The 15755-nt window shown below is 68.9% G+C and carries 11 protein-coding genes and 1 tRNA gene; 7 read left to right on the top strand and 5 right to left on the bottom strand.

Annotated elements, in window-relative coordinates; genetic code table 11:
• Positions 1-128: 128 nt before the first annotated feature.
• Positions 129-204, bottom strand: a tRNA-Ala gene (locus tag OC373_RS03100).
• Between the two features lie 103 nt (positions 205-307).
• Positions 308-496 (bottom strand): hypothetical protein, encoded by a 189-nt coding sequence (locus tag OC373_RS03095; protein ID WP_070425562.1) that lies wholly within the window; start codon positions 494-496, stop codon positions 308-310.
• A 366-nt stretch (positions 497-862) separates the two neighbouring features.
• On the opposite strand from OC373_RS03095, the gene OC373_RS03090 reads away from it, so the two are divergent.
• On the top strand, positions 863-3208 hold the full coding sequence (locus OC373_RS03090) for a TonB-dependent receptor (RefSeq protein WP_026069716.1): 2346 nt from the start codon (positions 863-865) through the stop codon (positions 3206-3208).
• An 86-nt stretch (positions 3209-3294) separates the two neighbouring features.
• Here OC373_RS03090 and rnd read toward each other — a convergent pair whose 3' ends face one another.
• Positions 3295-4374: a ribonuclease D gene (gene rnd / locus OC373_RS03085; protein WP_026069717.1), complete on the bottom strand. Its 1080-nt coding sequence runs from the start codon at positions 4372-4374 to the stop codon at positions 3295-3297.
• Between the two features lie 252 nt (positions 4375-4626).
• Here rnd and OC373_RS03080 point away from each other — a divergent pair, with 252 nt between their 5' ends.
• Positions 4627-6498 (top strand): formylglycine-generating enzyme family protein, encoded by a 1872-nt coding sequence (locus OC373_RS03080; RefSeq protein ID WP_261997029.1) that lies wholly within the window; start codon positions 4627-4629, stop codon positions 6496-6498.
• A 103-nt stretch (positions 6499-6601) separates the two neighbouring features.
• Positions 6602-7504 (top strand): M48 family metallopeptidase, encoded by a 903-nt coding sequence (locus OC373_RS03075; RefSeq protein ID WP_019182802.1) that lies wholly within the window; start codon positions 6602-6604, stop codon positions 7502-7504.
• Positions 7505-7534: 30 nt separating this feature from the next.
• On the opposite strand, the gene xseA is transcribed toward OC373_RS03075, so the two are convergent.
• Together xseA and queG are read right to left on the bottom strand one after the other, a co-directional pair.
• Positions 7535-8875 carry an exodeoxyribonuclease VII large subunit gene (gene xseA / locus OC373_RS03070; RefSeq protein WP_261997028.1) on the bottom strand — a complete coding sequence of 447 codons (1341 nt, stop codon included), beginning with the start codon at positions 8873-8875 and terminating at the stop codon, positions 7535-7537.
• Positions 8876-8936: 61 nt separating this feature from the next.
• A complete protein-coding gene (gene queG, locus OC373_RS03065; protein ID WP_261997027.1) occupies positions 8937-10025 on the bottom strand; it encodes a tRNA epoxyqueuosine(34) reductase QueG in 1089 nt (362 codons plus the stop codon).
• A 72-nt stretch (positions 10026-10097) separates the two neighbouring features.
• Between queG and OC373_RS03060 the strand changes: the two genes are divergently transcribed.
• The 4 genes from OC373_RS03060 (at position 10098) to mutL (ending at position 15754) form a co-directional block, all read left to right on the top strand.
• Positions 10098-11576, top strand: a complete 1479-nt coding sequence (locus tag OC373_RS03060; RefSeq protein WP_261997026.1) for an NAD(P)H-hydrate dehydratase — start codon at positions 10098-10100, stop codon at positions 11574-11576.
• A gap of 2 nt (positions 11577-11578) precedes the next feature.
• A complete protein-coding gene (gene tsaE, locus OC373_RS03055) occupies positions 11579-12061 on the top strand; it encodes a tRNA (adenosine(37)-N6)-threonylcarbamoyltransferase complex ATPase subunit type 1 TsaE (protein ID WP_019182806.1) in 483 nt (160 codons plus the stop codon).
• An 88-nt stretch (positions 12062-12149) separates the two neighbouring features.
• The gene (locus OC373_RS03050; protein ID WP_261997331.1) at positions 12150-13766 is read left to right on the top strand and encodes an N-acetylmuramoyl-L-alanine amidase; all 1617 of its coding nucleotides are present in this window, start codon (positions 12150-12152) and stop codon (positions 13764-13766) included.
• Between the two features lie 104 nt (positions 13767-13870).
• Entirely contained in the window at positions 13871-15754 is a 1884-nt protein-coding gene (mutL, locus tag OC373_RS03045) for a DNA mismatch repair endonuclease MutL (RefSeq protein ID WP_261997025.1), read from the top strand.
• The last annotated feature ends 1 nt before the right edge of the window (position 15755 follow it).

Raw genomic sequence — 15755 nt, 5'->3', positions numbered from 1 at the left:
CAAAATATGCCCCCACCGTCTCACTAGCTGCAACGTGCGGGGCGGTACTCGCTCGTCCAACGAAAAAGGCCGAAACCCCTGTTTTTTCAGGTGTTCCGGCCTTTCGAGTGCCCTATCGGGCTGAATAGTGGTGGAGCCAAGGAGGATCGAACTCCTGACCTCGTCGATGCGAACGACGCGCTCTCCCAGCTGAGCTATGGCCCCACGGGTGGTGCAACTGCGTGGCGTACCCGACCTCGGCCGTACCTCGCGATGGGCCTAGTCTAGCGCCGACCGGCGTTGCCTGCCAAGGGGTGCCTGGTCCGGGTCACGGGCCGGCGCCGTGTGTCCTGCCAGGTGCCCGTTCGACCTGCCGCAGCAGCGCTTTGTCCAGCTTGGCCGCCACGCCGACGCTGCGCCCGGCCAGGTTGGCCACCACGAAGCTGACCGAACTACCCAGCACCTGCGCTGTCTCGGACAGGCTCAACCGGTCGTCCTGCTCCAGCCACTGCGCCATCCCGGCGGTGGCCGCGTGCAGGGCATCCTCCAGCGAGTGGTCTGCTCATGGATGACCGGTTCAGTGTTCGCCGCCGCCAGGGCGACAAGTGCCGGGCGACATGTGGCCGATGGCCCGGTAGGCGTCCAAACCCGAACGCTGCCCTTCCGGCGCGCGCGTGGGCCGGGCATAATCCGCGCCAGAAAACGCGGCCGCATAGCCAGTGGACCAGGGGGGCCGGACAGCCGTCGCCCAGAACGCCCTGACACCAATCTGCAACATCCAGCCAATACCGTGCCGCATCGCTGTCTCCACAGCGGTGTCGATTTCCTATGGTGCCCGGCCATCTCGCCGGCTGCCCCGATCTGTACTACCAGAGACCTCTGCATGCCCGCTCTACGCCACGCCCCTGTGTCGACGCGTCTTCTTTCCCGTTCCCTGCCGGCCGCCCTGCTGCCGCGCCGCCACGCCCTGGCGCTGGCCTGCGCCTCGGCTGCGCTGATGCTGTCCGCTGCCGCCTCGGCGCAGGACGCGCAGTCGGCCAGCGCGACCTCGCTGGACACCATCACCGTCACCGCCGACCACCGCGAGCGCAACCTGCAGGAAGTGCCGGTCTCGGTCGGTGTGGTGCAGGGCGAGAAGATCCGCGACTACACCGCCGGCGGCGACGACACCCTGCTGGCGCTGTCGGGCAAGGTGCCCAGCTTCTACGCTGAAACCACCACCGGCCGCATCTTCCCGCGCTTCTACATCCGCGGCCTGGGCAACATCGACTTCTACCTGGGTGCGTCGCAGCCGGTCTCGATCATCCAGGACGACGTGGTGCTCGAGCACGTGGTGCTGAAGTCCAACCCGGTCTATGACGTGGACCAGATCGAAGTGCTGCGCGGCCCGCAGGGCACGCTGTTCGGCCGCAACACCACCGCCGGCATCGTCAAGTTCGACACCATCAAGCCGAGCCAGGACTACAGCGGCCGCGTGCAGGCCAGCTACGGTACCTACGGCAGCGTGGCGATCGACGGCGGCTTCGGTGGCCCGATCAACGATATCGCCTCGTTCCGCGTGTCGGCGCTGTACCAGCACCGCGATGATTACGTCGACAACACCTACCGCGGCCCCAGCGCCGATGGCACGGTCTCGCCGAAGAAGAACGCCATGGGCGGCTTCGACGACCGCAACGTGCGCGCGCAGCTGCTGCTGCAGCCGACCGAGAACTTCTCGCTGCTGGCCTCGGCCCACGCACGCGACTATGACGGCACCTCGACCCTGTTCCTGCGCAGCGCGCTGACCAAGGGCTCCAACAAGACCGACGTGCCGCGCGACCAGGTCGCCTACGACGAAGCCGACAACAACCCGCAGGCCTACAAGACCTACGGCGGCTCGGTGAAGGCCATCTACGATTTCGGCAACGTCTCGCTGACCTCGATCACCGCCTACGAAACCACCTCCGGCTACAGCCGCGGTGACACCGACGGCGGCGCGGCCGTGAACTACCCGGTCAACGGCGTGCCGAACGGTTACGGCCAGTCGATGGGCCAGATCCGCGATCTGGACCAGTGGACCCAGGAGTTCCGCCTGGCCAACGCCGACGACAACCGCCTGAAGTGGCAGGTCGGCGCGTTCTACTTCGACGGTCGCGACACCACCGATTTCTACCAGCGCGCCTGGTTCCTGCAGGGCAACGCGCGCAACCCGAACAACTGGGTGCGCCTGCGCAACGTCAACACCTCCTGGGCCGGCTTCGGCCAGGTCAGCTATGACGTGACCGACAAGTTCACCCTGACCGCCGGCCTGCGCCAGACCAAGGACGAGAAGAAGACCCGCCTGCTCAAGACCGCCGATACCGCCGCCGGTGCCGTGACCTACAAGGGCCGCACCTACGTGGAGATGTCCGACACCACGCCGAGCTGGGACTTGAGCGCGATGTATGCGTTCAACCCGCAGCTGAGCGTGTACGCGCGCGTGGCCCGCGGCTTCCGCGGCCCGACCATCCAGGGCCGTTCGGCCGTGTTCAATGCCGACTTCACCACGGCGAACTCGGAAACCATCCTGTCCTGGGAAGCGGGCATCAAGAGCAGCCTGTGGGACAACCGCCTGCGCGTGAACGCGGCTGCGTTCACCTATGTGGTCAACGACATCCAGCTCAACGGCAACGATTCGGACGGCAACGGCGTGCTGTTCAATGCCGACAAGGCCAAGGCCTACGGTCTGGAAGCGGACATGGAGCTGCGCCCGATCCCGAACCTGGCCCTGAGCGCCGGCGTCAGCCTGCTGCACAGCAAGATCCAGGACGACCGCGTGTACGCGCAGGTCTGCGCCCTGAACGGCGCCGTGGTGTGCACCGTGAATGACCCGACCATCAAGGTTGGTGCCAACACCTTCGCGCAGATCAACGGCAACCCGCTGCCGAATGCACCGAAGTACAACATCAACCTGGCCGCGCGTTACGACATGCCGGTCAATGACGCCGATGTGTTCTTCGTCTCCACCGACTGGAACAAGCAGGGTTACACCAGCTTCGTGCTGTACGACTCGGCCGAGTTCAACTCCAAGGGCAGCTTCGAAGGCGGCCTGAAGCTGGGCTACTCGGCCAACTACGGTGCCTGGGAAGTGGCGCTGTTCGCGCGCAACATCACCAATGAGAAGAACCTCAAGGGTGTGATCGAGAACTACATGGCCGCGGTCTACAACGAACCGCGCACCGTGGGTGTGTCGCTCAACATGAACTGGTAAGACCCACGTCGCCGGTGCTGCGCTGCTGCGGCACCGGTGCGTCGGATCCAAGAGACAACGCCCCGCAGATGCGGGGCGTTGTCGTTTCAGGCAGGTGGCAGCAGGGGGGCCAGGATCGGCTCCAGCTGCGCCTGGCGCCAGCCGGCCAGCGCCGTGGGCCATTGGCGGCGTTCAATGTAGCTTTCCAGGTGCTTGCGCGAGGCCAGTACGCCGTCGGGCAGGCCGAGTTCGGCGCTGCGCGCGCTGACCGCATCCTGCAGCCGCTTGAGGGCCTGCTTGTTGGCATCGGTGGCCGGCAGCGCCAGCGGGGCTTCGGCTTCATCGGCAAGCGGGGTGATCAGCGCCTGCCAGACCTGCGCGGCGAGTTTGCGCGGGGCCTTGGGGAAGCCTTCCATCAGTTTGGACAGCGCATCCACATCGGCCGGCGGCGTGCGTGCCAGCACGGCAGCCAGTTCGTTGTCGAGCACCCAGCTGCGCGGCTTGTCGCTGGCACGGGCCTGCACGTCGCGCCAGCGCAGCAGGCGCAGCAGGCGCAGCTGTGCCGGGGTATCCATGAACTGCGCCGAGCGCATCGCCACATGCGGCCAGCGCTCTTCATCGTGTTCCACACTGGCGAGCAGGCGCTCGGCATCGTCCTGCAGCCACTGGCGGCGGCCGAGTTCTTCCAGGCGTGCGTCGATGGTGTCGTGGATCTGGAACAGGTACTCCACGTCGTCGGCGGCGTACTCCAGCTGTGCCTCCGAGAGCGGGCGGCGCATCCAGTCCGAACGGGTCTCGCCCTTGGCCAGGGTGACGCCGGTGACCGCGGTGACCAGCTTCTGGTACCCCATGCCGCCGCCGATGCCGGCCAGCGCAGCGCCGATCTGGGTGTCGAAGAGCGGGCGTGGCAGCACGCCGCAGGCGACCTTGAAGGTGACCAGGTCTTCGCTGGCGCTGTGCATGATCTTGAGGATCGAGGTATCCGTCAGCCACGGGGCAAGGGCCTCGTTCATGCCGGGGATCAGCGGGTCGATCAGCAGGATTTCATCGCCGACCGCCATCTGTACCAGGGCCAGTTGCGGCCAGTAGGTGCGCTCGCGGATGAACTCCGTGTCCAGGCCGATGCGGGTGGGGCGCTGGCGGAAGCGCTCGTCCAGTTCCGCCGGGGTTTTGATCCAGTAAGCCACGTGGGATTCCATGTACTGCAAAGGGGTGCTCAGGTCGGGGAGGATAGCCTAACCCCGTGCCACGGCCGGCATGCCTGCGCAGTGCGATGAACGCCCGGGCCGCCAGCGGTCGCCGCCTGCGACGGTGGCGATTATGATGATCGCCTGTCCGCACCTGCGGCATGCCGCCTGGAACGCGACTGCACCCGGGGCACACGGCGTGCGGCAGGGTGCAGGCACTGCAAGACGATGCCATGCCCCAAGGACCCCCATTTGCGACCGCCAGGCACATTGCCGCTGCTGTTCACCGCACTGCTGGGGGTGCTGGCCGCCTGTTCGCCCGCGCCTGCGCCCGCCCCGGCAACCCCAGCGGCCACGCCCGCTGCGCCGCGGCCCACGCCCAGCGCACCGGTGGCGCAGGTCACCATCGGTGGCGAGGATGCGGCCGAGACGGTGGAGCGCTGGCAGCCACCTGCGGTCACCCTCGTCGACGGCGAAGTCGCGCAGGCACGCCGTGACGCCGCGCGCGCCTTCGAGGAAGACCGGCTGTACCGCAGCGCCGAGGATGCGATTCCGATCTGGCTGGCGCTGCTGCAGCGCGATCCCAAGGACAGGGTGGCCCAGGCCGGCCTGAAACGCGCCCGTCAGCGTCTGCTGCAGGAAGCGTCCGCCTTGTTGGACCGCCCGCTCAAGCAGCGTGAGGCGCTGGCCCAGGCCAGCGAGATGGCCCTGGTCCTGCTGACCCTGGCGCCCGACGATGCCAAGGTACGTGAGCTGCAGTCGCGGGTGGAGATCGCCCAGCGCGTGGTGGCCTACAACCGCGCCGGTGAAGAGGATCTGCGTGCCGATCGCATCGGCGAAGACGGCGATGGCGCCATCCCCAATTTCCGCGAGGCGCTGGCGCTGGATGCGGACAATCCGCGTGCCCGGCAGGGGCTGGCGGCCGCAGAGAGCGCACTGATCCGGCGTGCGGAAACGGCCGCGCGGGCCGCTGACTTTGCGACCGCGGGAACGTGGCTGGCCGAAGCGGCCAAGGTGCGCGACTCTTCGATCACCATCGCCGATGCCTTCGAGCGCATCGAGAACATCCGCTCTGACACGCTGGCGCGGCTGCGCAACGAGGGCCTGCGTGATCTGGCCACGCCGCAGGGTCTCAAGCCGGCGCGGCAGAAACTGGAAGACGCCCTGCGCATCGCATTGCCCGGCGATCCGGTCGTGGGCCAGCTGCGCGAGCGCATCGAACTGGTCACCCATTACGGCAGCTTCCGGCCGCGGCAGGTGTTCAGCGATGCTCTGCGCGATGGTGGCCGCGGGCCCCAGATGATCGTGGTGCCGCATGGCGGATTCCAGATGGGCGCCGCCGAGAACGAACTGGGCGCGACCGATGCCGAGAAACCCTCGCATTACGTGCGGTTCGAGCGCGGCTTTGCGATGTCGATCACCGAAGTGACGGTCGCCGATTTCCGCCGCTACGTGCAGGCCACCAAGGCCCGCCCACGTGCCACGCGGCGCGGGCATTCGATCGTGTACGACGAGCGCAGCGGCAACTTCGTCCGCCGCAGCGGCGTGGACTGGCAGTCCGATTACAACGGCGCCGAGGCGATCGCCAACCTGCCGGTGATGCACGTCAGCGTGCGCGATGCCGAGAATTACGCGACCTGGCTGTCCGAACAGACCGGACGCTCGTACCGGCTGCCCAGCGAGGCCGAATTCGAATACGCGCTGCGCGCCGGCAGCAGTGGCCGCTACCCGTGGGGCGATGCGGGCACGCCGCCCGCGCGTGCCGGCAATTTCACCGGCGCCGAGGATGTCTCACCCTCCGGCCGGCACTGGTACAACGCCTTCGTCGGCTACGGCGATGGATACTGGGGCCCGGCGCCGGTGGGCAGCTTCGATCCCAACCCCTGGGGCCTGCACGACATCGCCGGCAACCTGAGCGAGTGGGTGGCCGACTGCTGGCATGCCAGTTACCGGCGGGCACCTGCCGATGGCGTGGCCTGGTTCAACCCCGGCTGCCGGCAGCGCGTGATCCGTGGCGGCAACTGGGCCAACGCACCAGCACAGACCCGCGCGGCGTGGCGGCAGTCGCAGGACTCGGACACCACCAGCGCCCGGATCGGCTTCCGCCTGGTCCGCGGCATCTGACCAGCGGCGCGCCGGGCCGGATTTTCACCCGGCCACCCACGGCGCGTTCTAGGATTGGCGCAGTGTCGGGCAGGGTGCCGCGGCCATCTCAGGAAGCAAGCGCATGCGCAACGATCCATTCGGCGGTCAGCAGCAGGGCCGCGCCCGGCGGCCGGGCCTGTTCGGCAACATCCGCTGGTGGGTACTGCTGGCCTTCGCCGGCTATGCCGCGTTCTACTGGTTCTCCAACCGTGCGGTGGATCCGTACACCGGCGAAAGCGTGTTGATCGACAGCTCGCTCGATGCAAGCCAAGAGAAGGCGCTCGGCCTGCAGGCCTACCAGGAAATCCTGGCCCAGGAGCGGCCGTTGGATCCGAATGCGCCACAGTCGCGCGAGATCCAGGCGATCGCCCAGCGCCTGATCGCCAAGGTGGACGTGGTGGAAACCGCGCTCGCCGAGGAACACGGACTGAAGCCTGCGCACTTCGCGCGTGACTTCGAATGGGAGGTCAACGTGATCCCCTCCGACCAGGCCAATGCGTTCTGCCTGCCGGGCGGCAAGATGGCGGTCTATACCGGGTTGATTCCGGTCGCGCGTACGGTGGATGCGATGGCGGTGGTGATGGGGCATGAGATCGCGCATGCCTTGCTGCGCCATGGTGCCCAGCGCATGGCCCAGCAGAAGATGACCCAGATCGGGCAGATGGCCGGCGCCGCCAGCGGCATGGACCCGCAACAGCAGCAGATGATGATGTCGGCGATGGGCTACGGCTATCTGTTGCCCTATGCGCGCAGCCATGAAACCCAGGCCGATGAAGTGGGCCTGATGCTGGCCGCCGCAGCGTGCTTCGACCCGCAGGAAGCGATTCCGTTGTGGGAGCGGATGGGGCAGGCCAGTGGGGGGCAGTCGACCTCGGAATTCGCGTCCACGCATCCCAACCCGGGCACGCGCATCCAGAACCTGCAGGCGTTGATGCCCAAGGCGATGCAATACCGGCAGAAGTTCTGCGAAAGCGCGGGGCGTTGAGGGCGAACGGCGTGGCGTGGGCGCGCTGGGTCAGCGCGCCGGTTCGTTGACCGTTACGTCGATCACGCCGTCCTGCACGCGTGCCTTGAGCGTATCGCCGGGGCGCACCTGTAGCGGCGAACGCACCAGGCTGCCATCGTCCTCGCGGGTCAGGATGGCGTAACCCCGCGCGACGGTGGCCAGCGGGCTGACCGCTTCCATCGAACGTGCGAGCGCGCGCAGGCGCAGGTTGTCGCGCTGCAGCTGGCGGCCGATCGCACTGTCCGCACGCGGCAGCAGCCGTTGCAGGCGCTCACGCAGGGCATCCAGCCGGCGCTGCGGGTGACCGCTGCGCAGTACAGCCGCGGCGTGGCGCAGATGGGCCAGGCGGCCCTGATGCTGTGTCGTCCACGCTGCGTGCAGGCGGCGCGCGACATCCTGCTGGCGGCGCTGCAACAGCTGCAGGCGTGATTGCGGGCTCTGTGCGTTGAGGCGCAGCAGGGCGCGGTCCGCGCGCTGCATCGCTTGCCCGAGGCTGTGCCGCTGCAGCTGTGCCAGGCGCGCATCCAGGCGGCGCACGCGCAGCAGCAGGTCGCGCTGGTCGGGTACCAGCAGTTCGGCCGCGACCGAGGGCGTGGGCGCACGCAGGTCGGCGGCGAAATCGGCGAGGCTGAAGTCGGTTTCGTGACCCACCGCAGAGACCACCGGTGTCTGGCTGGCGGCAATCGCGCGGGTCAGCTGCTCGTCGTTGAACGCCCACAGATCTTCCATCGAGCCGCCGCCGCGGGTCAGCAGGATCACATCGTAACGGCCGCTGGCATCGGCCGAACGCAGCAGCGAGGTCAACTGCGCGGCGGCGCTGTCGCCCTGCACGAGGCTGGGCAGCAGGTCGACCTCAAGCATCGGGAAACGCCGTTCCAGCACGCTCAGCACGTCACGCACCGCCGCGCCGGTGGGCGAGGTGATCACCGCCAGGCGGCGCACATGGGCCGGCATCGGCCGCTTGCGCCCGGGCGCGAACAGGCCCTCGGCCTCCAGCCGCGCCTTGAGCTGCTCGAAGGCGCGGCGCAGGGCACCTTCGCCGGCTTCTTCCATGTGGTCGAGCACCATCTGGTACTCGCCGCGGGCTTCGTACAGGGTCAACCGGCCCCGCGCGAGCACGCGCATGCCTTCGCGCGGCACGAACTTCAGCCACTGGCTCTTGGGCTTGAACAACGCCGCGCGGATCTGCGAGCGCGCGTCCTTCAGCGTGAAATACATATGGCCCGAAGCCGGACGGGTAACGCTGCCCAGTTCGGCTTCCACCCAGATCAGCGGGAACGCGCCTTCCAGCAGGTCGCGGGCCAGGATGTTGAGCTGGCTGGGCGTGAGAATCTGCGCGCTGCGGTCCATGGGGGGCATCAGGCCAAACGGTACGAACGGGGGGCCATGGTCGCACGTCGGCGGCGATGCTTCATCCTGCGGTGGCGCGGTCGGCGTGCTGCTGCAGGGCCCAGGCCACATGCTCGCGCACGATCGCCGAAGGGTGCTCGCGCCGTGCCTGCAGTGCGGCCATGGTCTCGGCATGGGTCGGCGCATTGCCCAGCGCCACGGCGATGTTGCGCAGCCAGCGTTCATGCCCGCTGCGGCGGATCGGGCTGCCTTCGGTGCGACGCAGGAATTCGTCTTCTTCCCAGGCGAACAGCTGGGCGAGCGAGGCGGTGTCCAGGTCATTGCGCGCGCGGAAATCCGGCTCGTCGGTGCGCTTGGCGAACTTGTTCCAGGGGCAGACCAGCTGGCAGTCGTCGCAGCCGTAGATGCGGTTGCCCATTGCGGTGCGCATCTCCTCGGGAATCGCACCGTCATGTTCGATGGTGAGATAGGAAATGCAGCGGCGTGCATCCAGGCGGTGCGGGGCGATGATCGCCTGGGTCGGGCACACATCGATGCAGCGCGTGCAGGTGCCGCAGTGCGCGCTCGCGGGTGTATCCACCGGCAGCGGCAGGTCGATGTAGATCTCACCGATGAAGAACCACGAACCGCCCTGCTTGTCGATCAGGCAGGTGTGCTTGCCGATCCAGCCCAGCCCGGCATTGCGCGCGAGGGCGCGCTCCAGCACCGGGGCCGAATCGACGAACACGCGGTAGCCGAAGGGACCGATCTCGGCGGCGATGCTGTCGGCGAACTTCTGCAGCCGGTTGCGCATCAGCTTGTGGTAATCGCGGCCCAAGGCGTAGCGCGCTACGTAGGCGCGGTCGCCATCATGCAGGGTGTTCCAGGCTTCGGCGTCATCCTTGTGGCCGTAATCCATGCCGACCGAGATCACCCGCACCGTGCCCGGCAGCAGTTCATCCGGCCGCGCGCGCAGGGTGCCGTGCCGCGCCATCCACTCCATCGTGCCGTACAGGCCCTTGCCCAGCCAGTCGGCCAGGTGGGCTTCGTCCTCGCGCAGATCGATCCCGGACACGCCGCAGCGCTGGAAGCCATGCACGCGCGCGATCGCACGGATGCGGTCGGCGGCGCGGGCCAGGTGGACGGGGGCGGGGAGGGGGACGGCGGACATGGCCTGGGCGGAAACGGAGCCTGGGAAGGGCGCGGCAAGGCTGCGCCTGGGCGACAAGTATAGAATCCCGGCATGCCCGAGCTTGCTGAACTGTTCGATATCACCGCCGCGCGCCGCCTGGATGCGCAGGCCAGCGCCCTGCTGGGCGATGGGGGAGCCTCGCTGATGCAACAGGCCGGCTTGGCCGCCTGGCACTGCCTGCTGGAGCGCTGGCCACAGGCGCAGCGCATCGGCGTGGTGGTGGGGGCCGGCAACAACGGCGGCGATGGCTATGTGCTGGCCGGTCTGGCCCGTGCAGCCGGCCGCCAGGTGACGGTGCTGCGGCTGGCGACCGATGCCCCGGCCACGACGTTGTCGCAGCAGGCCGAGCAGGCGTTCATCGCCGCCGGCGGTGCGGTAGCGCATTTCGATGGCGGCCTGCCGCCAGTGGACCTGCTCGTGGACGCGCTGTTCGGCATCGGCCTGAACCGCGCGCCAGCCGGTGGGGCGGCCGATCTGATCAACGCGATCACTGCCTCGGGCCTGCCGGTACTGTCGCTGGACGTGCCCAGCGGCGTGGATGCGCAGACCGGTAACGTGCCGGGCGTCGCCATCCGCGCCACGGTCACGCTGCAGTTCATCGTGCGCCACCAGGGGCTGTATACCGGCGCGGCGCTGGAGCATGTCGGCGGGCGTCGGCTGGCCGCGCTGGAACTGCCTGCCGACGGCGACCAGGGCGTGCAGCACAGCGCCGAGTGCTGGCAGCAACCACGCCTGCGCGCGCAACTGCCGGCCCGCCGCGCCAACACCCACAAGGGCGAATCCGGCCACGTGCTGTGCGTGGGCGGCAATCTCGGCAGCGGCGGCGCGGTGATGCTGGCCAGTGAATCGGCATTGCGCGCGGGCGCAGGGCTGGTGAGCGTAGCGACCCGGGCAGCGCATGTCGCACCGCTGCTGGCGCGGCTGCCCGAAGCGATGGTGCATGCCGTCCAGGACGCACAGGACCTGCAGGCGATGCTGCCACGCGCCGGAGTGATCGCGATCGGGCCGGGCCTGGGCCAGGACGACTGGGCCCACGAACTCTGGCGGCAGGTGCTGGCCAGCGGCAAGCCGCTGGTGATCGATGCCGATGCCCTGAACCTGTTGGCCAAGGCACCGCAGCCGCCCGGTGATGCGATCCTGACCCCGCACCCGGGCGAGGCCGCGCGCCTGCTTGGGTTGAGCACGGCGCAGGTGCAGGCGGACCGCTTCACTGCCGCCAAAGCGCTGGCCGACCGGTTCCACGCGGTGGTGGTGCTCAAGGGCGCCGGCAGCGTGGTCGCCGCGCCAGACTCGGTGCCGCGGGTGATCGCCGCCGGCAACCCCGGCATGGCCGTGGGTGGCATGGGCGACCTGCTCACCGGCATCATTGCCGCCCTGCGTGCGCAGGGCCTGGGCGCGTTCGATGCGGCCAGTATCGGCGCTTTGCTGCACAGCCTGGCCGGCGATGCCGCCGCCAGTGACGGCCAGCGGGGCCTGCTTCCCACCGATCTGCTGGCGCCGCTGCGCCGGCTGGTCAATCCGGACGTTTGAACATGATCGAGTTTTTCCTCGCGCAGACCCAGGACACCGACCTGCTCGGGCAATGGCTGGCCGCGACCCGACCACCGCAGGCGGTGATGCAGCTGCAGGGCGACCTGGGGGCCGGCAAGTCCACCCTGGCCCGCGCCCTGCTGCGCGCGCTGGGCGTGCAGGGCGCGATCCGCAGCCCGACCTACACCCTGGTGGAACGCTACCCGCTGGCCGACGGGCACGAGGCCTGGCATCTGGACCTGTACCGGATCGGCAATGCGCAGGAGCTGGATTTCCTGGGGCTGGACGAGGGCAGCGCCTCGCTGTGGCTGGTCGAATGGCCCGAGCGCGGCGCCGGTGCGCTGCCGCCGACCGATCTGGAAGTCGCACTGGAGATCCATGGCCAGGGGCGGCGCGCCCGGCTCACGGCGACCAGTCCTGCCGGTCGCGAATGGCTCGAACGGCTCCCCCAAGGAGGCGACTTGCAGGCCCTTTCTGTCGGCTGACACTAGGAACCACCGGCAGGTTACGGATTATTAAGGGAAAAGGAGTTGCATTTCATTCAGCGCGGTGATTGAATCCAGACCCATGCCAATGGGGAAATCACTCACCGCCATCTGCACCGCCGTCGGACTCTGTCTGGCGAGCGCGCTGTCGTGGGCGGGCGAAGTCCGCCAGGTGGCCGTGGAGACCGGTGCGACCGGTACCCGTGCGGAGATTTCGCTGGCCGGCAGCGGGGGTTACAAGACCCTGTCCCTGGCCGGTCCGAACCGCCTGGTGGTCGATTTCCCGGACTCCAGCGCGATCCGCAACCTCAAACTGCCGGCGCCCAAGGGTGTGGTCACGGCGGTCCGAACCGGGCAGCCGGTGCCGGGCACGTTCCGCGTGGTGTTCGACCTGGCCGAATCGGTCGCGCCGTTCCGCCCGCAGATGATCAAGCAGGGGGATCAATCGCGGCTGGTGATCGAGTGGCCGGGCGATGCGCCGACGTCCACCCGCGTGGCCAGCGCGCCGAGCCCGACCCCGACACCTGCCGCTGCCCCTGCGCCGACGCCTGCGCCAGCGGCTTCCACGCCGGCCGCAGCCGCTCCGACCCCCGCGCAGGCCGCTGCCCAATCCGCACAGGCGCGCAGCGACGCCGCGCGCGCCACCGCCTTGCTGACCGCCTCGGTACGTCAGCAGGCCAGCGCCACCGTCGCCACCTCGGCACCCGCGCCGGGCCCGGCGGCGACCACCGCCACCACCGTCAACGTGGCCGCTGCCGGCACCGCCAATGCCGCCAGCAACAGCGCTTCACCGGCCGCCATCCTCGCCGGTCAGTCGACCACGGCCGTGGTCGCCAGTGCGCCGGTGCCCACCCCGGCGCCGACGCCGACCCCGGTGACGCCGCAGGAGAACCCGCGTCCGGCGATGCCCAGCGACGCCTCGCGGGTGAAGATGCGCGCCGGCATGCGCCCGCTGGTGATCGCGATCGACCCGGGCCACGGCGGCCAGGATCCCGGCGCGGTCGGCCCGACCGGCAAGCGCGAAAAAGACATCACCCTGGCAGTGGCGCGTGAACTGGCCCGCCAGGTCAACGCAACGCCCGGCCTGAAGGCTTACCTGACCCGCGACAGCGACGTGTTCATCCCGCTGCCGATGCGCGCGCAGAAGGCGCGCGCCGCCAAGGCCGACATGTTCATCTCGATCCACGCCGATGCCGCCGAGAACCGCGCGGCCACCGGTTCGTCGGTCTACGTGCTCTCGACCAAGGGCGCGTCCTCGCAGCGTGCGCGCTGGCTGGCCGACAAGGAAAACGCGGCCGATCTGGTCGGTGGCGTACGCCTGCAGCAGACCGAAGGCACCCTGGCCAACGTGCTGCTGGATCTGGCCCAGAGCGGTTACATGAAGGCCTCCGAAGACGCTGCCGGGCATGTGCTGGGCGGCCTGAAGCGGATCGGCAAGAACCACAAGCCCAACATCGAACGGGCGAACTTCGCAGTGCTGCGCACCTCGGACATGCCGGCGATGCTGGTCGAAACCGCGTTCATCTCCAACCCGGATGAAGAGCGCCGCCTGATCGATCCGGCCTACCAGCGCCAGATCGCCGGTGCCGTGCTTGATGGCGTGCATACTTTCTTCAGCCGCCAGCCGCCGCCGGGCACCCTGTACGCTGCGCGCGCCCAGGCCGAGATCGACGCCGCCGGTACCGTGGCGGGCGGCAGCAAGTAAGCCCGCCAGCCACCGCCCGGCGCACGCTATCATCACGGGATGACGTCTGTTTCCCGAATCCCCCTCGCCGCTGCGCCCCTCACCTCCGTCAGCCGGAGGTGCGCATGAGCATCCGCCAGCTTCCCGAGATCCTGATCAACCAGATCGCCGCTGGCGAAGTGGTCGAGCGGCCCGCGTCCGTGGTCAAGGAACTGGTCGAGAACGCGCTGGACGCCGGCGCCACGCGGGTTGATATCGACCTGGAAGAGGGCGGCGTGCGGCTGATCCGCATCCGCGATGACGGCGGTGGCATTGCACCGGAAGAGCTGCCGCTGGCGGTGTCGCGCCATGCGACCAGCAAGATCGCCAGCCTGGATGATCTGGAGTCGGTGGCCACGCTCGGCTTCCGCGGCGAAGCGTTGCCGTCGATCGCCTCGGTCAGCCGCTTCACCCTGAGCTCGCGCCGTGCCATCGACGAGCACGGCTCGGCGTTGCAGATCGAAGGCGGCCGGCTTGGCGAGGTGACCCCGCGCGCGCATGCGCCGGGCACCACCGTGGAAGTGCGCGAGCTGTTCTACAACGTGCCGGCCCGCCGCAAGTTCCTGCGCGCCGAGCGCACCGAGCTGGGCCATATCGAAGAGTGGCTGCGCTCGCTCGCGCTGGCGCGGCCGGATGTCGAGCTGCGCGTGTCGCACAACGGGAAACCTTCGCGCCGTTACAAGCCCGGCGATCTGTACTCGGACGCGCGCCTGGGCGAGACGCTGGGCGAAGACTTCGCCAACCAGGCGCTGCGCGTGGACCACAGCGGTGCCGGCCTGCGCTTGCACGGCTGGATCGCGCAGCCCCATTACTCGCGGGCCAGCACCGATCAGCAGTACCTGTACGTCAACGGCCGCTCGGTGCGTGACCGCAGCGTCGCCCACGCGGTGAAGATGGCCTACGGCGACGTGCTGTTCCATGGTCGCCAGCCGGCGTATGTGCTGTTCCTGGAGCTGGACCCGACCCGTGTCGACGTCAACGTGCATCCGGCCAAGCATGAAGTGCGCTTCCGCGATTCGCGCCTGATCCACGATTTCGTCTACCGCACGCTCAAGGAAGCGCTGGCGGAAACGCGCGCCGGGATGACCGCTGCCGGTACGCAGGTGCACGCCACGGAGAGTGCCGCGACCGCGGCGCCGGCCTACGGTCTGCCGTCGTCAGGCAATGGGGGCTATGCACTCGCCGGCAGTGCAGCCGGTGGTGGCGGTGGGGGTAGCATGGGCGGCGACTGGCGCCCGCAGCAATCGCCACTGGGCCTGCGCGTGGCCGATGCCCCTTCCGCCTATGCGGCGCTGTATGGCGCGCCCGGTGGCACCGCCGCCGGCGGCAGCCTGCCGCCGATGCCGAGCGAAAGTGGTTTGCCGGTCACGGCGGCCGATAGTGGCGTACCCCCGCTGGGCTATGCGATCGCGCAGCTGCATGGCATCTACATTCTCGCCGAGAATGCCGAAGGCCTGATCGTGGTGGACATGCATGCCGCGCACGAACGCATCGGCTATGAGCGCCTGAAAACCGCACACGATGGCATGGGCCTGCATGCGCAGCCGCTGCTGGTGCCGATCACCCTGGCGGTCGGCGAGCGCGACGCCGACACCGCCGAACGCGAAGCGGAGACCTTGACCTCGCTGGGCTTTGAAATCACCCGCGCCGGCCCCGGCTCGTTGCACGTGCGCAGCATTCCCGCCCTGCTGGCCAATGCCGAGCCGGAGGCGCTGCTGCGCGATGTGCTGACCGACCTGCGCGAGCATGGCCAGAGCCGTCGCATCGCCAGCGCCCGCGACGAACTGCTGTCGACCATGGCCTGCCACGGCGCGGTGCGCGCGAACCGGCGCTTGACCGTGCCGGAAATGAACGGCCTGCTGCGCGACATGGAAATCACCGAACGCTCGGGTCAGTGCAACCACGGCCGGCCGACCTGGGCCCGTTTTTCGCTGGCGGAAATCGACCGCTGGTTCCTGCGCGGACGTTGAG

Source organism: Stenotrophomonas sp. Ste96 (assembly GCF_024519495.1).
GTDB lineage: Bacteria > Pseudomonadota > Gammaproteobacteria > Xanthomonadales > Xanthomonadaceae > Stenotrophomonas > Stenotrophomonas bentonitica_A.
The sequence above is the reverse complement of the archived record's forward strand: the minus strand, read 5'-3'. Positions and strand labels throughout refer to the sequence as shown.